This window comes from Kitasatospora sp. NPDC092948 (genome assembly GCF_044754805.1).
In the GTDB taxonomy this organism is placed as follows: Bacteria; Actinomycetota; Actinomycetes; order Streptomycetales; family Streptomycetaceae; genus Kitasatospora.
In genome coordinates this window covers 185,572-202,972 of the sequence record NZ_JBIVPU010000001.1, presented here as the reverse complement: position 1 = coordinate 202,972, position 17,401 = coordinate 185,572, and the positions used below count along the sequence as shown (strand labels likewise).

The window sequence follows — 17,401 nt, the reverse complement described above, 5'->3', positions numbered from 1 at the left end:
CGAGCGGACAACCTGACCGGCAACCGGGCGGGGCCGAACACGGCGGAGGCCATGGAACCGGGCGAGACCCGAACCGTGAGCACAGCGGCGCGCGGGTCCGGACCTCGGGACGCGGCGTCAGGCCTCCGTGCGGCGCACCACCGAACGGGCGACCCGCCGGGCAGCCAAGGCCGGGGCGAGGACGGCAGAGGCGGCGAACTGGGCGAGGACGGTCCCGTGGGTGAGGGCGGTGGCGGTGGCGGCGTGCCAGAGCAGCGGGCCTGCGACGGCGACTGCGGTCAGCGCCGGGGCGGCGTACCAGAGCACGAACGGCAGCGCGCCGTACCAGTCCGCGGACAGCGCCATCAGGTCGTACCGGAGCGGCCCGCGGTAGGCGCCGAGCAGCGCCGCCCCGACCGCCGCCGGGGCGCCCGCGGTGAGGAGCAGCAGGACGGCCCGGAGGACGGCGGCCGGGGTCGGGACGAGGGCGGCGGTGACGGTCGCGGCGGCCGTGCCCAGTACGGCGAGCAGCACGGTCGGCACCACCAGGTGGGAGAGCGCGATCCGGGCCGGGGTGAACGGCAGCAGGCCGGTGCGGGCCGGCCGGTCGGTCTCCTCCCGGGCGGGCTCCATCAGCGCCGCGGCCGCCAGGTAGGGGCCGACGCTGAGCAGGCAGCCCAGCCAGGCGGCGGTGGCCGGGGCGGGATGGGCGTGCCCGGCCCACAGCCGGGTCGCGTCCAGCAGCAGCACGGTGCCGGCACTCCACGCGGCGGCGGCCACCAGTCGCCATGGGCGGCGCAGCAGCGCGGTGGCGTCCCGCCAGAACAGAATCAGCAGCCGGGACTCGGGCATCGGCAGCCGAAGTCCGGGCCCGGTCCGCCGGGCGCGGGCGGCGGCCTGCGCGACCAGTGCGATCTGCCGGACGTCGAGCAGCAGCAGGCCGGTCCGGGCCCGGCCGAGGGCGTGCGAGCGGAGCGCGAGATCGGCGGTCGGCAGGGTGGCGAGGGAGCGGTCGGCTGCGGTCACGGCGAGGGCGGTGGCCGCCGCCAGGGCCACCGCGGCGAGCAGCTGGGTCGGCCGGAAGCCGCCGGCCGTGCCGCCGAGTGCCCAGCCCGCCCAGCCCCACGGGCCGGACGCGGCCAGCAGGCCGGTGGCCAGGTGGTGGCGGCCGACGGCGAGCGCGCCGAGCTGGGTCAGACCGGCCAGGGCGAGGGCCGCCGAGCCGACCCGCACCGAACGGGCCCACCCCGGTGAGCCCTCGGCGAGCACGCCGAGGGCCGTGGCGGACCACGCCGTCAGCACGCCGACGGCCATGGCGAGTCCGATCCCGAACGGGCCCGGCCGCCCGCCGGCGGCAGCCACCGCACCGCCCAGCGCGCCCAGCACGGCACCGCCCGCCCCGGCGGCAGTCAGCGCCGCCACCAACGACGGGCGCAGCAGCCATCGGCGGTCCACCGGCAACGGCAGCAGCCAACCGAGTTCCGGCGCCGACAGCACGACCGGGCCGAGCCACAGCGAGAGCCGCAACAGCCCGGCGGTGCCGAGTACGCCGAGGCCGACCAGCAGCCCGGGCAGCCGCCCGTCACCGGGCACCAGCACCGATCCGGCCAGACCGGAGAGGGTGCCGACCGCCCCGGACACCACGGCCACCAGCACCACGCCACCGACCAGCCCGCCCCACACCCGCTGCGCACGGCCGCCCGCGGCACGGGCAGCCCGGCGGGCCCGGACACGGCGCAGTTCCTCGACGGCGCCGCGGGCGGCACTGCCGGAGGGCGGTGCGGGCTGCGTAATCCGTCGGGTCGTCAGCGCCACCACGCGACTCCCCACCCCACCCGGACAGAACCCGGCCCGTCGAACACCCGCACGGACTGCGGCATCCGACAGATCGTCAGCGCCACGGCGTCGCTCCCCTCGTGAGCACCTCGGCGGTCGGGCCGTGGTCGACGACGTGGCCGCCGTCCAGCACCATCACCCGGTCGGCGACCCGGTCGAGCAGGTGCTGGTCGTGCACGGCCAGGACGATCGCCGTGCCGTCGTTCCGGCACTGTCGCAGCGCGGCGGCCAGGCGTTCGCGGGCTCCGGTGTCCAGTCGTTGTTCGGGCTCGTCCAGTAGGAGCAGTCGGGCCGGGCGGACCAGGACGGCGGCCAGCAGGAGCAGTTGTCGTTGGCCGGCGGAGAGCGTGTCGGGGAAGGCGTCGGCCCGGTGGCGGAGGCCCAGCGCGTCGAGCAGCCGGTCGCACCGGGCGTCGACGTGGTCGGTGCCGTGCGCGGTGGCGACCATGCGGAGGTGCTCGGCGACGGTCAGGTCGGGGAAGCAGTCGGCGTCGTCGAGGAGGACGCCGACGTGCTGTCGGAAGGCGAGTTCGTGCTCCCGGGCCGGGCGGCCGTCCAGCAGTACGGTGCCGCGGTCGAGGCGGCAGCGTCCGGCGAGTGCCTTGAGCAGCGTGGACTTCCCTGATCCGTTGACGCCGACCAGCCCGAGGCACCCGCCGGGGGGCACGGCCAGTTCCGGCACGGCGAGCAGCTGCCGGCCGCCCGCGCAGACCTGGATGTCCTCGGCGGTCAGCACCGGTGATGCCACGTCACCTTGCGGTTGGCGAGGCTCAGTCGGCGCTTGGAACCGGGCCGACAGCCCTCGATCGCGGTCTTTCCCCATCCGTCTCCCCCTGGCTCGTCGGCCTGTGGGCCGGCCCGCTCAGCCTATGCCGCGCGCCGCGCGGCGGCCGTCCCCGGCAGGTCGGCCGGGCCGGCTCAGCGGGCTGCGGCGGGAGGACCCAGGCGCAGGCCGGCCAGGTCCGGGGGGACGCAGGAGTCGGGGCGGAAGAACGGGGCGGACTGCCCGTCGGTCGCGGTGGCGGGGGCGTCGGTGAGCCGGAAGCGGTCCCGGAGGCGGCCGTAGAAGTCGGTGGGGTGGAGCCGGACGAGCCGGACGCGTTGCGGGGCGCGGTAGACGCCGATCCAGTCACCGGGGTCGAGGACTCCCCGGAGTTGGCCGTCGATGCTGACCGCGGCGCGCCCGGAGTGCCGCAGGATGCGCAGCGCGATCGGTTCGTCGGGGGCGGCGACGACGGTGCGGTTGAAGGTCATGTGGGCGGCGATGGGGGTGAAGACGACGGCGTCCATGTGCGGGGAGAGCACGGGCCCGCCGGCGGAGAAGCTGTACGCGGTGGAGCCGGTGGGTGTGGCGACCACGAGGGCGTCGGCGGAGTAGGCGGCCAGCAGTCGGCCGGAGATGTAGACGCCCGCGCTCACCTGGTGGTCGCGGGCGAGTTTCTCCACCACCACGTCGTTCAGGGCGTTGACGTCCAGTGACACGCCCCAGCCGTCGCCGGCGGTGCTCTCCGGCCGTTCCGGCGGGGGCGGCAGGGTCGGGCCGCGTCCGTGGTCGAGGAACGGCTCCAGCTCGGCGGGGACGTCGGGCGGGCGGGAGGCGCGCATGGTCAGTGTCATGCGCTCCTCGACGGGGGCGTGGCCGGCGTGGACGGTGTCGAGGGCGGTGGCGAGGTCGCGGGCCGGCACCTCGGTGAGGAAGCCGACCTTGCCCAGGTCGACGCCGAGCACGGCGGCGCCGGTCTTGACGGCGATCCGGGCGCCGCGCAGGAAGGTGCCGTCCCCGCCGAGGGTGACCACCAGGTCCGGGTTCCCGGCGGCGAGCGCCTCCTCGCGTCCGGAGCGGCGGTGGTGGTCCCGCGACCACACGTCGATCTCGGTGCACCGGACGCCGTGCGCCGTGCACCAGGCGTGCACCACTCCTGCCGCCTCCCGGGCGGCGGCCCGGCCCCGGTGGACCACCAGTCCGACGCGCTGCACGGCCATGCTCGACCTCGTCCTGTCGCCCCGTCCCCGTCGGCCCGGTCGGCGTGGACGCCGGGGCCGCGAGCTGTCACTGCGTCAATCCTCGGATCCCGGCGGACGATCGGGCCGCCGACATGCCGCGCTCGCCGACCGGGTCCACCGGCACGCCGCGCCGTCGCGGGAGCCGGGCCGGGGCCGGGGCGCGGGGTAGGTTCGGTTCCGTGACCGGCAACGATGCGGTCCTGGCGTTGATGGTGGCCACTGCGCTGGGCTTCGACTTCACCAACGGCTTTCACGACACCGGCAACGCGATGGCGACCTCGATCGTCACGGGGGCGCTCCCGCCCCGGGTCGCGGTCGGCGTCTCGGCGGTGCTGAACCTGGTCGGGGCGTTCCTGTCGACCGCGGTGGCGGCGACCATCGCCAACGGTCTGGTCGCCACCGGGGAGGTGACCCTGACGGTGGTCTGCGCCGGTCTGACCGGCAGCATCCTGTGGAACCTGGCCACCTGGTACCTGGGGATCCCGTCCAGTTCCTCGCACGCGCTGATCGGCGGGGTGGTCGGCGCGACCGTGGCGGCGGCCGGCGTCTCGGCCGTCAAGTGGCAGGGCCTGGTCTCCAAGGTGATCGTGCCCGCGGCGCTGTCGCCGTTCATCGCGGGCGCGGTCGCCGCGACCGGCACCGTCCTGGTCTACCGCCTCACCCGCGGCGTCCCCGAGGGCGCGCGCGGGCGCGGGTTCCGGTTCGGCCAGGTCGGTTCGGCGTCGATGGTCTCGCTCGCCCACGGCACCAACGACGCGCAGAAGACCATGGGCGCCATCACCCTGGCCCTGATCGCCAACGGCACCCTGCCGCCCGGCGCGAAGGCGCCGGACTGGGTGATCCTCTCCTGCGCGCTGGCGATCGCCCTGGGCACCTACATCGGCGGCTGGCGGGTGATCAGGGCGCTGGGCAAGGGGCTGGTGGAGATCGAATCGCCGCAGGGGATGGCCGCCGAGTCGGCGTCCGCCGCGGTGATCCTGTGCTCCACCGACTTCGGCTACTCGCTGTCCACCACGCACGTGGCCACCGGATCCATCCTGGGCTCCGGCCTCGGCCGGACCGGCGCCGTGGTCCGCTGGCAGCTCGCCCGCAGGATGGTGGTGGCCTGGCTGCTGACCCTGCCCGCCGCCGCCCTGGTCGGCGCACTGGCGTACTGGGTGGCGGCCGGGATCGGCGGGACGGCGGGCGTGGTGGTGATCTTCGTGGCGCTGATCCTGGCGTCGGTGGCGTTCTTCGCCGCGTCCCGGTACCCGGCCGTGACCCCGGAGAACGTCAACGCCGCCTGGACCGGCTCGGTGGCCCCCGAGCCCGCCAAGGCCGACGACGAGGTGAACTCGTGAACGCCTGGATCAACCTGAACGCGATCTGGAAGATCGTCGCCGTCGGCCTGCTCACCGGCGCCGGCCTGCCCGCCCTGTTCGCCCTCGCCCTGCGCCTGCTCCACCCGCCGGCGGTCCTGTCCCGCCCGGGAGTCGATCAGCCCACCGCCGGACCGGCCGCCCGCGCCCTGGCCGGACTGCTCCTCGCCGTGGTGCTCGCCGCGATCGGCTGGGGCATCTCCGTCATCGTCGACCACCGGTGACGGGCGCACCGGGGCGCCGACCGCACAGAACGGCCCGCCGGCGCGGCCGGCGGGCACCTCCTGGACGGGCCGGGGACTCGGCTCAGTAGTCCGCGTCCTGGTCGACCCACCAGCCGTTCTGGCAGACCCGGCCCTCGGGGTCGGTGGCGCCCTCCGGGTAGTCGCCGTACCCGTCCGTCTGGCCGTTCGGGCCCTTGAACCAGCTGGTGTAGTAGTAGCGGCAGCCCTGCCCCTGCGACGCGGCGTGCGCCACGGGAACGACGGCCAGCGCGGCACTAGCCGCACACGCGGCCACGACTGCGGTCCGGAGCAGCTTCTTCACCGGTGTCATCGGATCACCTTTCCTCGTCGGTCCGGGCCGACCGACCGCAGGTGACCCGGGTCACCGGGCCGGCTCGGGCAGTGCCCAGTATCGCGAGCCCGGCGGCAGGCACCGCTGCGCCACTCGGCCGAACCACCCGGACGGGTGACGGGCCGTGGTCGCGCCCCGCCCCGTTCACCCGGGGGAGGCGGCGGCGGATTCCGGTCGGCGGTCTCTCCCGGCCTTCGGCAAGGCGCCCGAAACCGCCGGAGGCGCATATGCCACGCCTATGACGCACCGTCATCGAAACGTCACGCAATCCGGCCGCTCACCATGCGGCCCCGGCGCTCGCCACCGGAATTCCCAATCACAACCTTCCGGTGATCGAATCGTTGTGCCCGGCTCTCATTCCCGGTTTTCCCCGACCCGGCCCGGGCCCGACCCGTCGCCGTCGGCAGCGCGTTCGGCTACCGAATGGCCAGCCCGGTCTCGATCCGCTTGAGGCTGTGCCGGGCGAGGGCCAGGTTGGCGCGCGAGCGGTCGAGCGCCAGGTAGAGGAAGAGCGAGCCCTGACTGTCCGCCAGCGGGCGGATCAGGTGGTACTGGCTGCTGAGGGTGATCAGCACGTCCTCGATGGCGTCGTCGATCGACAGCACGGCCAGGGCCCGCATCTTCGCCCGGACGACCTCGGTGTTGGCCGCGGCCGCGACCTCCAGGTCGAGCTGCTGGCTTCCGCCGAGAAACCCGAGCGACATTCCGCTCTCGTAGTCGACCAGGGCCACCCCGATGGCACCCTCGATGCTCATCGCATCCGCGAGCGCGCTGTCAATGTTCATGAGCCGTCCGTTCTTTGCGTGGCATCCGGGCAGGACTCCCGGATGCAGGTGGACAAAGTAGCAACCGGAACCCGCTCTGGTCACCGCACGGAATTGGCGAATAAAGTACGCTGCACAGGAGTTGGAGAAGCGAGGGGGTAATGGTGCGCGCACTCGAAACGTCACTCTCCGCGGTACTCGACTCCCCCGGGGTGATCGGCGCCGTCGTCGCCGACGCCGTCTCCGGCCTCGGCCACGCATCCGCCGGCGAGCACCGGCCGCTCGGAACCGCGGCCGAACTCGCCGAACTGGTGGGCCTGATCGACGAAGGGCTCCGCGCGGCGGGGGCGGACGGCGAGGTGGAGAGCCTGGTGGTCAGCACCGCCCGCCATCACCAGGTCGTCCAGCTGATCCCGCGATCGGGCGACCCGCTGCTGCTGGCCACCCTCCTGGACCGCAGCCGGACCAACCTGGCGCTGGCGGTCCGCCAGACCGCCGACCAGGCAAGGGCACTCCTGGCATGACCGCCGACCCCGACCTCGACGCCCGGTCCGGCCCTCCCGCCGCACCGAGCCTGCCGGAGCTGCTGCTGACGCTCCGTCGGGCCGCGTTCACCGGATCGGTGCTGATCTCCGGCACACCCGGCGGCACGATCCGGCTGGAACAGGGGCTGGTCACGGCGGTCGAGACCCCGGGGGCTCCCGCCGTCGGGACGCTGCTGCTCAAGTCCGGGCGGATCGGCGAGGCCCAGTGGGCCGCCGCCGAGGCCGCCGCAGGCTCGACGGAGCCGGGCGGCGGCCACGCCGACCTCGGCGCGGTGCTGGTGGCCCAGGGGGCGATCGGCGCGGCCGAGCTCGAAACCGTCTGCGCGGCCGCCGTCTTCGACGGCGCTTTCGCCCTGGCGCTGGGCCTGCCCGGCAGTTGGCAGGTCGCCGAGGCGGACCTGCCCGCCAGGATCGCGCTGCGCCCCGGCGTCGACCCCGGGCAGCTGGCCGAGGAGACCGCCCGGCGGATGTCCCTGCTGACCCGGCTCGGAAGCCTCCCGCAGGAGCTGGCCGCCGTCCGGATCCGCCCGTCGGAACGGGCCACCGCCCCGACGGCCCGGATCTCGGCGCGCCACCGGGACATCGTGGTCGCCGCCACCGGCCGGCGCACCGCCCGCGACCTCGCGTTCGCCCTCGGGCGCGGCGTGTTCGCGGTGATGCTCGACCTCGTCCGGATGGATGCCGGACGCCTGCTCCACCGGGAGGCCGCGCCCGCCGCCCCCGGAGTACCGAGCGTCGCCCCGCGCACCCCTCCCGACGGGCCGCCGCCGATCAGCAACGGGCCGCTGCCGCGCCGGGTCCGGGGCGAACAGCCCCCCGGCGCGCAGGCCGCCCGCCCGGCCCACCCCGTGGCCGTGCCCGCCGAGCCGACCGCATTGACCGAGAAGAGCGAGAAGACCGCACCATGAGCAGCCAGATCACCCCGACCGCGCTCGAAGCCGAGCTGAAGTCCCTCCGGGAACGGGTCATGGGCATCGCCGAGAGCGTCGTCGCGACCGCCGACGGCCTGCTGGTGGCCGCCGACACCGCCACGGTGCACGCCGAGTCCGCCGCCGCGCTCTCGGCCGCCATGCTCGGCCTCGGCCGGCGCACCGCCGACGAGGTCGGCCTGGGCGGGCTGCGCGATGTCGTCACCCGGTGCAACGGCGGCTACACCGTGGTGCTGGCGATCGGGGACCGGGCGCTGCTGATGATCCTGGGCGACGAGGGCCTGGACGTCGCCGCCCTGCACCGCGAGTCCCCGGCGACGATCCACCGGCTCGCCGAACTCCTCGGCCTGGCCCCCGCCGACCGGGGCACGGCCTGACCGTCGTCGGACCGCGCGCGTCCCGGCACGCGACGACCCGACCCGCGACGGCCCGGCGCGGACGGTCCGCCGCGGCTGGCATGATCGACACATGGTCGAACGAGTGATCGCCGCATGTGACGGAGCAGCCAAGGGCAACCCCGGGCCGGCGGGCTGGGCGTACGTGGTCGCCGACAGTGCCGCCGTGCCGCAGCGGTGGGAGTCCGGGGCGCTCGGACACAGCACCAACAACGTCGGCGAGTTGACGGCCCTTCAGCGGCTGCTGGCCTCCACCGACCCCGGGGTGCCGCTGGAGGTGCGACTCGACAGCACCTACACCCGCGACGCCGTCACCAAGTGGCTGGCGGGGTGGAAGCGCAACGGCTGGAAGACCGCGGCGGGCAAGCCGGTCGCCAACCAGGAGCTGATCCAGCGCATCGACGCGCTGCTGACCGGCCGCGACGTCACCTTCGTCTACGTCGCCGCCCACCAGGTCGACGGCGACCCGCTGAACGCCGTCGCGGACAAGGCCGCCAGCGACGCCGCCCGCACCCAGCAGGGCGCGGCCGGCACCGCGGCCGACCTGCCCGAGCCGGAACCGCAGAGCTCCGCGGCGGCCACGGCCAGGCCCCGCCGCGCCACGGCCGGCAAGAGCACCGCGAAGAGCTCCGCCAAGGGCACCGGCCGCACCCTCGCCGCCCGCTTCCCGGGCACCTGCCCGTGCGGCACCGCCTACCCCAAGGGCGCCACCATCACCAAGGTCGGCTCCGGCTGGGGCCACCCGGACTGCGCCGCCGCGCACTGAACACCCGATCGCCTGCGGGCACCCGGGCGCGGGGGCCCGGGCGCGGGGGCCGGGGTCAGAGTGCGTGGATCGGCGCGCCCATCCGGTAGTCGGTGTTGGAGAACGCGGCGGAGACGGCGAAGCGGTCCGCGCGGACCAGGGTCTGCCGCCACTCGATCAGGCGACCGGTGGTGTCGTGGCCGAGCCGGTCGATCGCGAGCAACGCGGTGGTCGGCGGGCAGTCGAGCAGGATGCGCTCGCCCCGCCCGGGCACGACCGCGCGGATGCGTTCCCAGCCGCCGCAGATGCGGCTGCCGCAGTGGCGTTCCAGTTCGTCGTAGAGCGCGGTGTGGGTGAAGTCGACGTCGAGGAGCGGGTCGGCCACGTCCGCGGGGAGCCAGATCCGGTCGACGGCGAGCGGCTCCTCGTCGGCCAGGCGGATCCGCTCCAGGTAGATCAGCGGCGTGGATTCCTCCAGCCCGAGGCGGGCCGCGATGACGCCGTCGGCGCGCCGGTCGAGTGCGCGCACCACGCTGCGCTGGACGGCTCCGACCTCCTCGACGGAGCGGAACAGGCTGTACGCCTCGCCGACGTCCTGCTCCAGCGGGCGGTGCGCGGTGAACCGGGAGGCCTTGCCGCGCTGCGCGCTGACCAGGCCCTCCTCGCGGAGCTGCCGCAGCGCCTCGCGGACGGTGTGCCGGCTGACCTGGTACTCGGCGACCAGGTCGTGCTCGCCGGGGAAGACGTCGCGGAACTCGCCGTCGTCGAGTCGCCGCAGCAGGTCGGCGCGCAGTTGTGCCCAGAGCGGGTTCCCGGGGGATCGGACGAGGGGCCGGGGGCCGGGAGCGGTGGTCACGGCGCCGTCCTGAGGGTCATGGGTCGGATGGGTGGTGCGGGGCACGAGGTGAATGTTCGTACCTTTGCGGGGGCAGCGCCAAATCGACGCCGGCCGCTCGACGAGGGGATGCGGCGACCGCTGCCCGGGGTGGGATCGTCCGGGCAGCGGTCGGGCGGGAGCCGTCGGCGGCCGTCAGACCAGAACGCCGATCAGCATGGCGGCGGCCACCGCGAGCAGCACGACGGCGAAGGTGCGCTGAAGGGCGCTGCCGGTGAGCTTGGCCGCCAGTCGCTTGCCGTCCCAGGCGCCGAGGACGGCGGCGCCGACGAACGGTCCGAAGACCGCCGGGTCGAGGGAGATGCCGGAGACCGCCAGGCGGGTGGTGAGGGAGACCGTCGAGTTGACGAGGATGACCACCAGGCTGGTGCCCACCGCCTTGCGCATCGGCAGGCGGAGCACGGACACCAGGGCGGGCACCGCGAGGAACCCGCCGCCGACGCCCAGCAGCCCGGTCACCGCCCCCAGTCCGGCCCCGGCGGCGAGCGTCGCCGGGTGCCCGCCCCGGCCGGCCGGCTCCGCGGGCGCGGCGGCGGCGCCGTCGTCCGCGGTCGACGCGCGCCGCGCGGTGCGGGCGCCGCGCAGCATGGCCGCGGCGGCCAGGGCGGCCAGCGCGGCGAACGCGACGGTCAGCGCCGCCTGCGGGATGCGGTGGGCGAGCGCGGACGCGCCGATGGCGGGGAGCACGCCGGCCGCGGCGAACAGGAGACCGGTCCGCCACTCGACGGTGCCGGCGCCGCTGTGGCGGGCGAGCGCGGTGACCGAGGTCGCGATGACGATGACCAGACTGGTGGTCCCGGCCGCGGCGGGCGCGACGCCCAGCAGGTACACCAGGGCCGGGACCGCCAGCACTCCCCCGCCGCCGCCGAGCCCGCCGAGCGCCACGCCGACCACGGCTCCGCAGAGCAGAGCGGTGATCAGAACGCTCACGCCGTGACGCCGTCCACGTCATGGCCGGAAGACTGAACAGCCTGGCCGGCGGCGCGAACAGCCTGGTCGGCGGGGCGGGCGGCCTGGTCGGCGGGGCGGGCGATCTCGCCGTGCCAGGCGGCGAAGCCGCCGCGCAGGTCGGTGGTGTCGAAGCCGCGGGCGCGCAGCACGGACGCGGCCACCGAGGAGCGGTTGCCGCTCGCGCAGATCACGGTCAGCGGCTGCCCGGTCGGCAGTTCGCCCAGCCGGGCGAGCAGTTCGGGCAGCGGGATCAGGTGGGCGCCGGGGACGGTGCCGCTGTCCCGCACCTCGCCCGGGCCACGCACGTCCAGCAGCGTGAACTCGGCTGCCGCATCGGCGAGTCGGTCGGCGAGGGCGTCGGCGTCCAGGCGTATCGCGCGGGTCAGGTACTCGGCGTCGACGGTGTCCACCGGGGCGGCCAGGGCTCCCAGCACGCGGTCGAAGCCGATCCGGGCCAGGCGGGTGCGGGCCTCGGCCGCGGTGTCCGGCTCGCCGCACAGCACGATGGCGTCCTGGGCGTCGAGCACCTGCCCGGCGAGTTCGGCGAACCGGCCGCCGAGCGGAATGTTGACCGCGCCGTGCAGGTGCGCGGCGGCGAACGCCTCCGGGTCCCGGGTGTCCAGCACGATCGCGCCGCCCGCCCGTGCCTGGAGCAACGCCTCCGGGGTGAGCGCCGGGACCTGCGTGCCCTCGTCCAGCACCGGACGGGCCTGCCGGTTGCGCACCGAGGTGAACGCGAAGTAGGCGGGCACGGCGGGCTGACCGTCCGTCACCACCGCGACGAACTCGTCCTCGGTCATGTCGGCCAGCGCGTAGTTGCCGGTGCGCTGGGTGCCGATGGTGCAACTCAGCTCGGCGGAGAGGTTCTTGCCGCACGCCGAGCCCGCCCCGTGCGCCGGGTAGACCCGAGTCCCGTCCGGGAGGGCGAGCAGCGCGCGGGTGGACCGGTACAGCAGGCGGCCCATCTCCTCGGCCGAGCGGCCGCGCGAGCTGAGCAGGTCGGGGCGGCCGACGTCGCCGATGAACAGCGTGTCGCCGGTGAGCACGCCGTACGGCACGGCGTCGCCCGCGTGCTCGCGCACCACCACGCAGATCGACTCCGGGGTGTGGCCCGGGGTATGCAGGATCTCCAACTCGACCTCGCCGAGGACGAGGCGCTCGCCGTCGGCCAGCGGGTCGGTGTCGAAGTCGAGCGTGGCGGTGGAGCCGTAGGAGATCCGGGCGCCGGTGCGCTCGGCCAGCTCCAAGTGGCCGGAGAGGAAGTCGGCGTGGATGTGGGTCTCGATGACCCGCTCGACGGTCAGGCCGTGGCGCTCGGCGGTGGCGAGGTAGTCGTTGACGTCGCGCTGCGGATCGACCACGACGGCGCGGCCGGTGGTGCGGTCGCCGACGAGGTAGGAGGCGTGGGAGAGGCAGTCGAGGTAGAACTGCACGAGGACCAGCGGTCCGGCGTTCTCGGGCATGACGGGCTCCTGGGGGTGGGCAGGGATGGGTGCGGCCACGGGGCACGAGGGGCGACGCGGGTGGGCCTCCGACGCTGCGGCCGGTGTGTCGGTGGGCCGGGAGGCCGATGGGCCGGAAGGCCCGGGCCGTCGGCTCAGGCGAGGCCGCGGAGCATCAGGTTCCAGTAGAGGAAGGGCAGTCCGCGGCGCTTGAGGTACCACATGTCGGTGCGCTCGCGGACGGTGTCGATCACCGGGATCGACGGGGTGGGACGTCCGCTGTAGTCGAACTCGGCGAGCAGCATCTTGTTGCGCGCGGTGGTCAGCGGGCAGGACGAGTAGCCCTGGTAAGTGGCCGTGGGCTCCCGGCCGTTGAGCACCGCGAGCAGGTTCTCCACCACCACGGGCGCCTGCTTGCGCACGGCGGCGCCGGTCTTGGAGTTCGGGGACGATCCGGCGTCGCCGAGGGCCCAGACATTGGGGTGACGGACGTGCCGCATGGTGTGCTTGTCGATCTCGACGTAGCCCGCCGGGTCGTCGGCGCCGGCCAGCGGGCTGCGCTTGATCCAGTCCGGGGCGCTCTGCGGCGGCACCACGTGGGCCATGTCGTACGGCAGCACCGTCGTGCCGCCGCCGTCCAACTCGGTGACGACCAACTCGCGTGCCTCGGGACGTACTTCGGTGACTTCGCTGCCGTAGTGGACGTTGATCCCGTACCGGCGCACCACGCCGTCGAGCACCCGGGCGAACTCCGGCACGCCGAAGATGGCGGTGCCGGGGATCACCAGGTGGACGTCTATCCGGTCGAGGACGCCCTGCTCGCGCCAGTAGTCGGCGGCGAGGTAGGCGATCTTCTGCGGAGCGCCGCCGCACTTGACGGCGCCCGTCGGCATGCTGAACACCGCGCTGCCGGAACGGGTTTCACGAATGAAGCGCCAGGTCGCGGGGGCATGCTGGAACGCGTAGTTGCTGGACAGCCCGCCCTTGCCGAGCCCGCCCTCCAGGCCCGGTATTCGGTCCCAGTCCAGTTGGATGCCCGGGCAGACCACCAACTGGTCGTACGACACGGTGTCGCCGCCGTCCAGCGCCACCTCCTGCGCCTCGGGGTCGACGGCGACGGCGGCACGGCGGATCCACCGGACGCCCTTCGGCATGACGGACGCCTGCGGGCGGACACTCTCCCCGAGCGGAGCCCGACCGCCGCCGACCAGCGTCCACAGCGGCTGGTAGTAGTGCTGCTCGCTCGGGTCGACCACCGCGACGTCCCGCTGGCCGGCCCGGCGGAGCCGAGCCGCGACGGTGATCCCGGCGGTCCCTCCACCGATGATCACGATCCGATGATGCTGCTTGGCCATCAAGGCCCCCCTTCAAATGTACGGACATTAAGTTAGGACCGCCCAGCCCGAACACGCAAGCCACCTGGCGCGATCCGGCTCAACTTGTCCGTACATTCGACCGAGCGCGGGGCCGGGGCGGCGCGACACCCGCGCCCCACCGCTGCACTTCAGGCGTCCTGCCACCGCCGGGCCCGAATCCTGGGACGCTTCGCTCGGTGACAACGCGTCACATGAACGCCACCGAGAGCGAGAAGAGGAAGCAGATGGAGATCCCCGGGCTGAAGAAGGCAGCGGCCGAGTGGGCGGCCAAGACCCCCGAGCAGCGGGCGGAGGAGGCCGCCAAGCGGGACGCCGAGGCCGCGGCAACCCTGCCGGAGGGAGTGAAGCCCGGCGAGGAGTTCATCGTTCTGCGCGAGGACGACATCCTGGGCGTCGTCGAGGGCTGATGCCCCCGCAGGGCGACTGCCCGCCCGAACGCCGGCCTGCCGCGTGCAACACGCGCCGCCCGCGAGGCGACCGCGCCGCGCGTGGCAGGGGGCGTTCGGGGCTTCCACGGCGAGGGCGATGGCGTCACTTGCCCGGCCGGATGCGGATGCGGGCGGAGCCACCCCGGCACCCCGGCACCCCGGCACCCGAACGATCCGGTGGGAGAACGCGACTGACACCCAGTCATGACATCCCGCCGAAGGATCGACCGCGATGGCCGACCGGCCCACGGAACCGTTCGCCCTCGCGCCCCCTACGATGGCACGGTGCTTTCGGTGGTAGTGGCGCCCGGGCAGGGCGCTCCGGTGTTCTCGCGCAACGCGCTGGTGCCGCACGACGCGGCGAGCACGATGAAGGCGGCGGTGCTGGCGGCTCTGCACCGCAGCGCGGTCGACTGGGACGTGCGGGTGCGGGTGGTGAACCGGTTCCGGTCGGTCACCGGCGCGGTGTACGGCAACAGCCGTTCCTGGGACAGCGATCCGCTGCCGTGGGAGCGCCTGGGCGAGCGGGTGCCGCTGCGCTGGCTGGCCGAGCGGATGGTCACCCACTCCTCGAATCTGGCGACGAACCTGTGCCTCGATCAGGTCGGGCCGACGGCGGTGGCCGAGGTGTGGCGGCGGGCCGGGGCGACGGGCGGCAGCCCGCGCGGGATCGAGGACTACGCGGGCCGGGACGCAGGCGTGCACAACCGGGTCAGCGCGCTGGACCTGGTACGGCTGCTCCAGTCCCTGGAGCCGGAGGTGCTGGCCCTGCTGGAGCACAACGCGCACCGGGTGGACCTGGCCGCCGGCCTGCCGCCGGGCGTCCTCCTGGCGGGCAAGAACGGATGGTTCCCCGGCCTGCGGCACAGCGCCGCCCTCGTTCGCCCCGGCGACGCACCGCCGTACGTGCTGGCCGTCTGCTACACCGGGCCGCTGGCCAACGGCCACGACGCCGAGGATCCCGCCGCGCGGCTGCTGGCCCGCATCTCACGCGGGGTGTGGCAGCGACGGCACGCCATCGCCCCGGCCGGCCGCTGAGGCTGCCTCAGGTGTCGGCGCCCCGGCGATCAGCGCATCGAGGCCGGTCCGATTGAGCAGGTTGATCCGCACATGGCCTTCGTGGCCGTCCAGTTCGAAGAACTCCGCGCCCATCGCGAGGTAGCGCTCCAGCGACGCACGGGGGCGGGCGAACAGGAAGAAGCCGCACTCGGCCGGCACTTCGGCGGCCAGCGCCCCGCTCGCCGCCAGCGCCCGGTGGTTGTCGCGGATGTGCCCCACCAGGTCGGCGTTGCCGCCCGCCAGCATGAGGTCGGCCGCGCGGTGGGCGAACAGGCGGTCGGAGACGGCGACGTCGCCGTGCAGATTGATGTGCAGGTCCGCCAGCGGTCGGCGCAGCACGGTCGGCACCAGCAGGTGGGCGGCGCGATAGCCGTGGATGGACAGGTACTTGGTGGGGCAGACCAGGCGCAGGGTCTGTTCGACGGGCAGGCGGGCGCTGGCCTCCCCCGGGCGGCCGTCCCACGGCAGGTACTGGAAGGTGCCGTCGACGAACACCAGGGAGCCGGTGGCCCGCTGCCAGTCGGCAACCGCCCGCAGGACGCGGTCGGGCACGCGGCGCCCGGCGTACCAGACGGGATCCGTCAGTACGAGGACGGTCCGCTCGGCGGGCAGTTCCGGATCGAAGCCGTCCTGATGGGCGTGCGCCCGGGCCACGGGAACCGGCTCGATTCCGAACTCCCTTAGCAGATAGGCGAGTTTGTAGTAGACCGGCGGCAGGTAGTGGATCCGCCGGTGGCCGTTGACGAGCAGCCACAGGACGAACGTGGCCAGCAGGCCGCTCGATCCGCCCGCCGGGACCACGTTCTGCGCCTCGTACGGGACGCCGTCGAGGCGGGCGTGCATCCGGGCGATCTTGTCGCGCAGTGCCGTGTCCTCGTCCAGGGCCGAGTAGCGGGTGATGTCCGTCAGGCGGTGCGGCGCGAGGTCGGCCAGCTCGCCCAGGTATGTCTCCACGAACGGATGTGCGCCGTTGTAGTCCGACACGAACACCCGGCCCCGGGGGTGCAGGCGCTCGTTCTCGATCCACTCGTGCCGCTCCAGCATCCGGAACAGCGACGACTGCGCCGCCCGCCGAGATTCCGTGCCCAATGCCCACCCCCGGGTGACGACTGTCCTGGTGGAACCGAACTCGTGCCCCGGCTCACGCCGGCCCCGCTTCGGCCGTCGTTCCGGCAGACGCCCGGCGGGTGAGCGCGGTCCGGCGGCGCATGGCGGGCAGGCCGACGAGCGCGGGGTTCTTCCGCGCGAGGACGGTGGCGATCCGGTCGGCCGCCGGCCGGAAAGGGCCAAGTTCGGTGCCGCGCGGGCCTGTTGCAGGGCGCGCCGCCACGCCGGCAGCGCCGGCCCGAGCACCCGGCCGTGCGCCGCAGCCGCGACGAGACAGGCCCCGCACAGCCGGAACCCGCTGCGGCCGATCAGCTCGGCAAGGGCGCCGGCGGCCGGGCTTCACGACCCGCCCGAGGGCGGTGGGCGGCGCGCCGGCCAGGAGGTACGGCGCGAGCGATGCCACAGCGCGGTCCTCCCGAGCACCCGCCGGGACGGCAGCCGACTGCTTGCCGTCCTTCGCCGTCAACGGTGCCCGTCCGCACGGGGGTTCAACACGCCGTCCGCCTGCATGGCCGGTTCCGACCGGTCGAACGGCCGGTAGTCGCACAGCAGCGGAGGGCCGGTATTCGGGTGCCCGACTCCCCGCGGCCGGCAGGGAGCCGCCGGGTCGCCCGAGCCCGGCCGACGGGTTCGACGCGCCTTCGTTCGGGTGGGGTTGCCGCCTCGGCACGGCGCGAGCTGGTACTCGTGCGCAGCACCTACCGGCCCTGAAGGAGGATCACATGGCCGCCGGCGGCTGGACGGCCGACCTGCTCGACCTGCTCGGCCGCATGCGCACCACCGGTGATCCGCTCGGGGACGCCGCCATCGCCGAGCCGTACGAGCTCGGGCAGCGGGAGCAGGCGCGGCAGGAGCAGGTGCGGCAGGCGCTGCTCGGCTTCGGCCGCAACGGCGACGCCGTCCCGGCGGGGCTTCCGCCGCCCGGGGGTTCCTGTTGGTGCTGCCAGGCGACTCGTCCACCGTGTGCCGCTCCGTTGCGGCGGGGCGGCGGCTTGCATGGTTCGGGACTTGC

The 17,401-nt window shown here is 74.6% G+C and carries 19 protein-coding genes; 8 read left to right on the top strand and 11 right to left on the bottom strand.

Features of this window, described 5'->3' with window-relative positions; translation table 11 throughout:
* Positions 1-117: 117 nt before the first annotated feature.
* The 3 genes from ACIQF6_RS00625 to ACIQF6_RS00615 form a co-directional block, all read right to left on the bottom strand.
* The gene (locus tag ACIQF6_RS00625) at positions 118-1,794 is read right to left on the bottom strand and encodes a DUF6297 family protein (protein ID WP_400888358.1); all 1,677 of its coding nucleotides are present in this window, start codon (positions 1,792-1,794) and stop codon (positions 118-120) included.
* A 76-nt stretch (positions 1,795-1,870) separates the two neighbouring features.
* Complete coding sequence (locus ACIQF6_RS00620) at positions 1,871-2,563, bottom strand: ATP-binding cassette domain-containing protein (RefSeq protein ID WP_400888356.1); 693 nt, start codon at positions 2,561-2,563, stop codon at positions 1,871-1,873.
* Between the two features lie 170 nt (positions 2,564-2,733).
* Complete coding sequence (locus ACIQF6_RS00615) at positions 2,734-3,798, bottom strand: NAD(+)/NADH kinase (RefSeq protein WP_400888354.1); 1,065 nt, start codon at positions 3,796-3,798, stop codon at positions 2,734-2,736.
* A 200-nt stretch (positions 3,799-3,998) separates the two neighbouring features.
* On the opposite strand from ACIQF6_RS00615, the gene ACIQF6_RS00610 reads away from it, so the two are divergent.
* Both ACIQF6_RS00610 and ACIQF6_RS00605 read left to right on the top strand, forming a co-directional pair.
* Positions 3,999-5,159, top strand: coding sequence for an anion permease (locus ACIQF6_RS00610; protein ID WP_400888352.1), 1,161 nt, complete (start codon positions 3,999-4,001; stop codon positions 5,157-5,159).
* The gene (locus tag ACIQF6_RS00605) at positions 5,156-5,401 is read left to right on the top strand and encodes a hypothetical protein (protein WP_400888351.1); all 246 of its coding nucleotides are present in this window, start codon (positions 5,156-5,158) and stop codon (positions 5,399-5,401) included. Before ACIQF6_RS00610 ends, ACIQF6_RS00605 begins: the two co-directional genes overlap by 4 nt.
* Before the next feature lie 82 nt (positions 5,402-5,483).
* Here ACIQF6_RS00605 and ACIQF6_RS00600 read toward each other — a convergent pair whose 3' ends face one another.
* Together ACIQF6_RS00600 and ACIQF6_RS00595 are read right to left on the bottom strand one after the other, a co-directional pair.
* Positions 5,484-5,732, bottom strand: a complete 249-nt coding sequence (locus tag ACIQF6_RS00600; protein ID WP_400888349.1) for a hypothetical protein — start codon at positions 5,730-5,732, stop codon at positions 5,484-5,486.
* A 437-nt stretch (positions 5,733-6,169) separates the two neighbouring features.
* The gene (locus tag ACIQF6_RS00595; RefSeq protein WP_400888347.1) at positions 6,170-6,538 is read right to left on the bottom strand and encodes a hypothetical protein; all 369 of its coding nucleotides are present in this window, start codon (positions 6,536-6,538) and stop codon (positions 6,170-6,172) included.
* A gap of 143 nt (positions 6,539-6,681) precedes the next feature.
* Between ACIQF6_RS00595 and ACIQF6_RS00590 the strand changes: the two genes are divergently transcribed.
* The 4 genes from ACIQF6_RS00590 to ACIQF6_RS00575 all read left to right on the top strand — a co-directional run bounded on the left by ACIQF6_RS00590 (position 6,682) and on the right by ACIQF6_RS00575 (position 9,152).
* Entirely contained in the window at positions 6,682-7,041 is a 360-nt protein-coding gene (locus ACIQF6_RS00590; RefSeq protein WP_400888345.1) for a hypothetical protein, read from the top strand.
* Positions 7,038-7,970, top strand: a complete 933-nt coding sequence (locus ACIQF6_RS00585; RefSeq protein ID WP_400888343.1) for a hypothetical protein — start codon at positions 7,038-7,040, stop codon at positions 7,968-7,970. Before ACIQF6_RS00590 ends, ACIQF6_RS00585 begins: the two co-directional genes overlap by 4 nt.
* Entirely contained in the window at positions 7,967-8,368 is a 402-nt protein-coding gene (locus tag ACIQF6_RS00580) for a roadblock/LC7 domain-containing protein (RefSeq protein ID WP_400888341.1), read from the top strand. The genes ACIQF6_RS00585 and ACIQF6_RS00580 overlap by 4 nt, the downstream gene beginning before the upstream one ends.
* Before the next feature lie 91 nt (positions 8,369-8,459).
* A complete protein-coding gene (locus ACIQF6_RS00575) occupies positions 8,460-9,152 on the top strand; it encodes a ribonuclease H (protein ID WP_400888340.1) in 693 nt (230 codons plus the stop codon).
* Between the two features lie 55 nt (positions 9,153-9,207).
* Here the strand turns inward: ACIQF6_RS00575 and ACIQF6_RS00570 are convergent, their stop codons facing one another.
* From ACIQF6_RS00570 to ACIQF6_RS00555, 4 genes are all read right to left on the bottom strand, one after another.
* Positions 9,208-9,987, bottom strand: coding sequence for a GntR family transcriptional regulator (locus ACIQF6_RS00570; protein WP_400888338.1), 780 nt, complete (start codon positions 9,985-9,987; stop codon positions 9,208-9,210).
* Between the two features lie 174 nt (positions 9,988-10,161).
* Positions 10,162-10,956 carry a sulfite exporter TauE/SafE family protein gene (locus ACIQF6_RS00565; RefSeq protein WP_400888335.1) on the bottom strand — a complete coding sequence of 265 codons (795 nt, stop codon included), beginning with the start codon at positions 10,954-10,956 and terminating at the stop codon, positions 10,162-10,164.
* Entirely contained in the window at positions 10,953-12,440 is a 1,488-nt protein-coding gene (locus ACIQF6_RS00560) for a rhodanese-like domain-containing protein (protein ID WP_400888333.1), read from the bottom strand. The genes ACIQF6_RS00565 and ACIQF6_RS00560 overlap by 4 nt, the downstream gene beginning before the upstream one ends.
* 134 nt (positions 12,441-12,574) lie before the next feature.
* Positions 12,575-13,774: an FAD/NAD(P)-binding oxidoreductase gene (locus ACIQF6_RS00555; RefSeq protein ID WP_400888331.1), complete on the bottom strand. Its 1,200-nt coding sequence runs from the start codon at positions 13,772-13,774 to the stop codon at positions 12,575-12,577.
* A gap of 197 nt (positions 13,775-13,971) precedes the next feature.
* Between ACIQF6_RS00555 and ACIQF6_RS00550 the strand changes: the two genes are divergently transcribed.
* Positions 13,972-14,202 (top strand): hypothetical protein, encoded by a 231-nt coding sequence (locus ACIQF6_RS00550; RefSeq protein WP_400888329.1) that lies wholly within the window; start codon positions 13,972-13,974, stop codon positions 14,200-14,202.
* 306 nt (positions 14,203-14,508) lie between these two features.
* A complete protein-coding gene (locus tag ACIQF6_RS00545; protein ID WP_400888327.1) occupies positions 14,509-15,261 on the top strand; it encodes a serine hydrolase in 753 nt (250 codons plus the stop codon).
* Here the strand turns inward: ACIQF6_RS00545 and ACIQF6_RS00540 are convergent.
* On the bottom strand, positions 15,211-16,371 hold the full coding sequence (locus ACIQF6_RS00540) for an aminotransferase class I/II-fold pyridoxal phosphate-dependent enzyme (RefSeq protein ID WP_400888325.1): 1,161 nt from the start codon (positions 16,369-16,371) through the stop codon (positions 15,211-15,213). The genes ACIQF6_RS00545 and ACIQF6_RS00540 overlap by 51 nt on opposite strands.
* 716 nt (positions 16,372-17,087) lie before the next feature.
* Positions 17,088-17,387: a hypothetical protein gene (locus ACIQF6_RS00535; protein ID WP_400888323.1), complete on the bottom strand. Its 300-nt coding sequence runs from the start codon at positions 17,385-17,387 to the stop codon at positions 17,088-17,090.
* Positions 17,388-17,401: the final 14 nt, after the last annotated feature.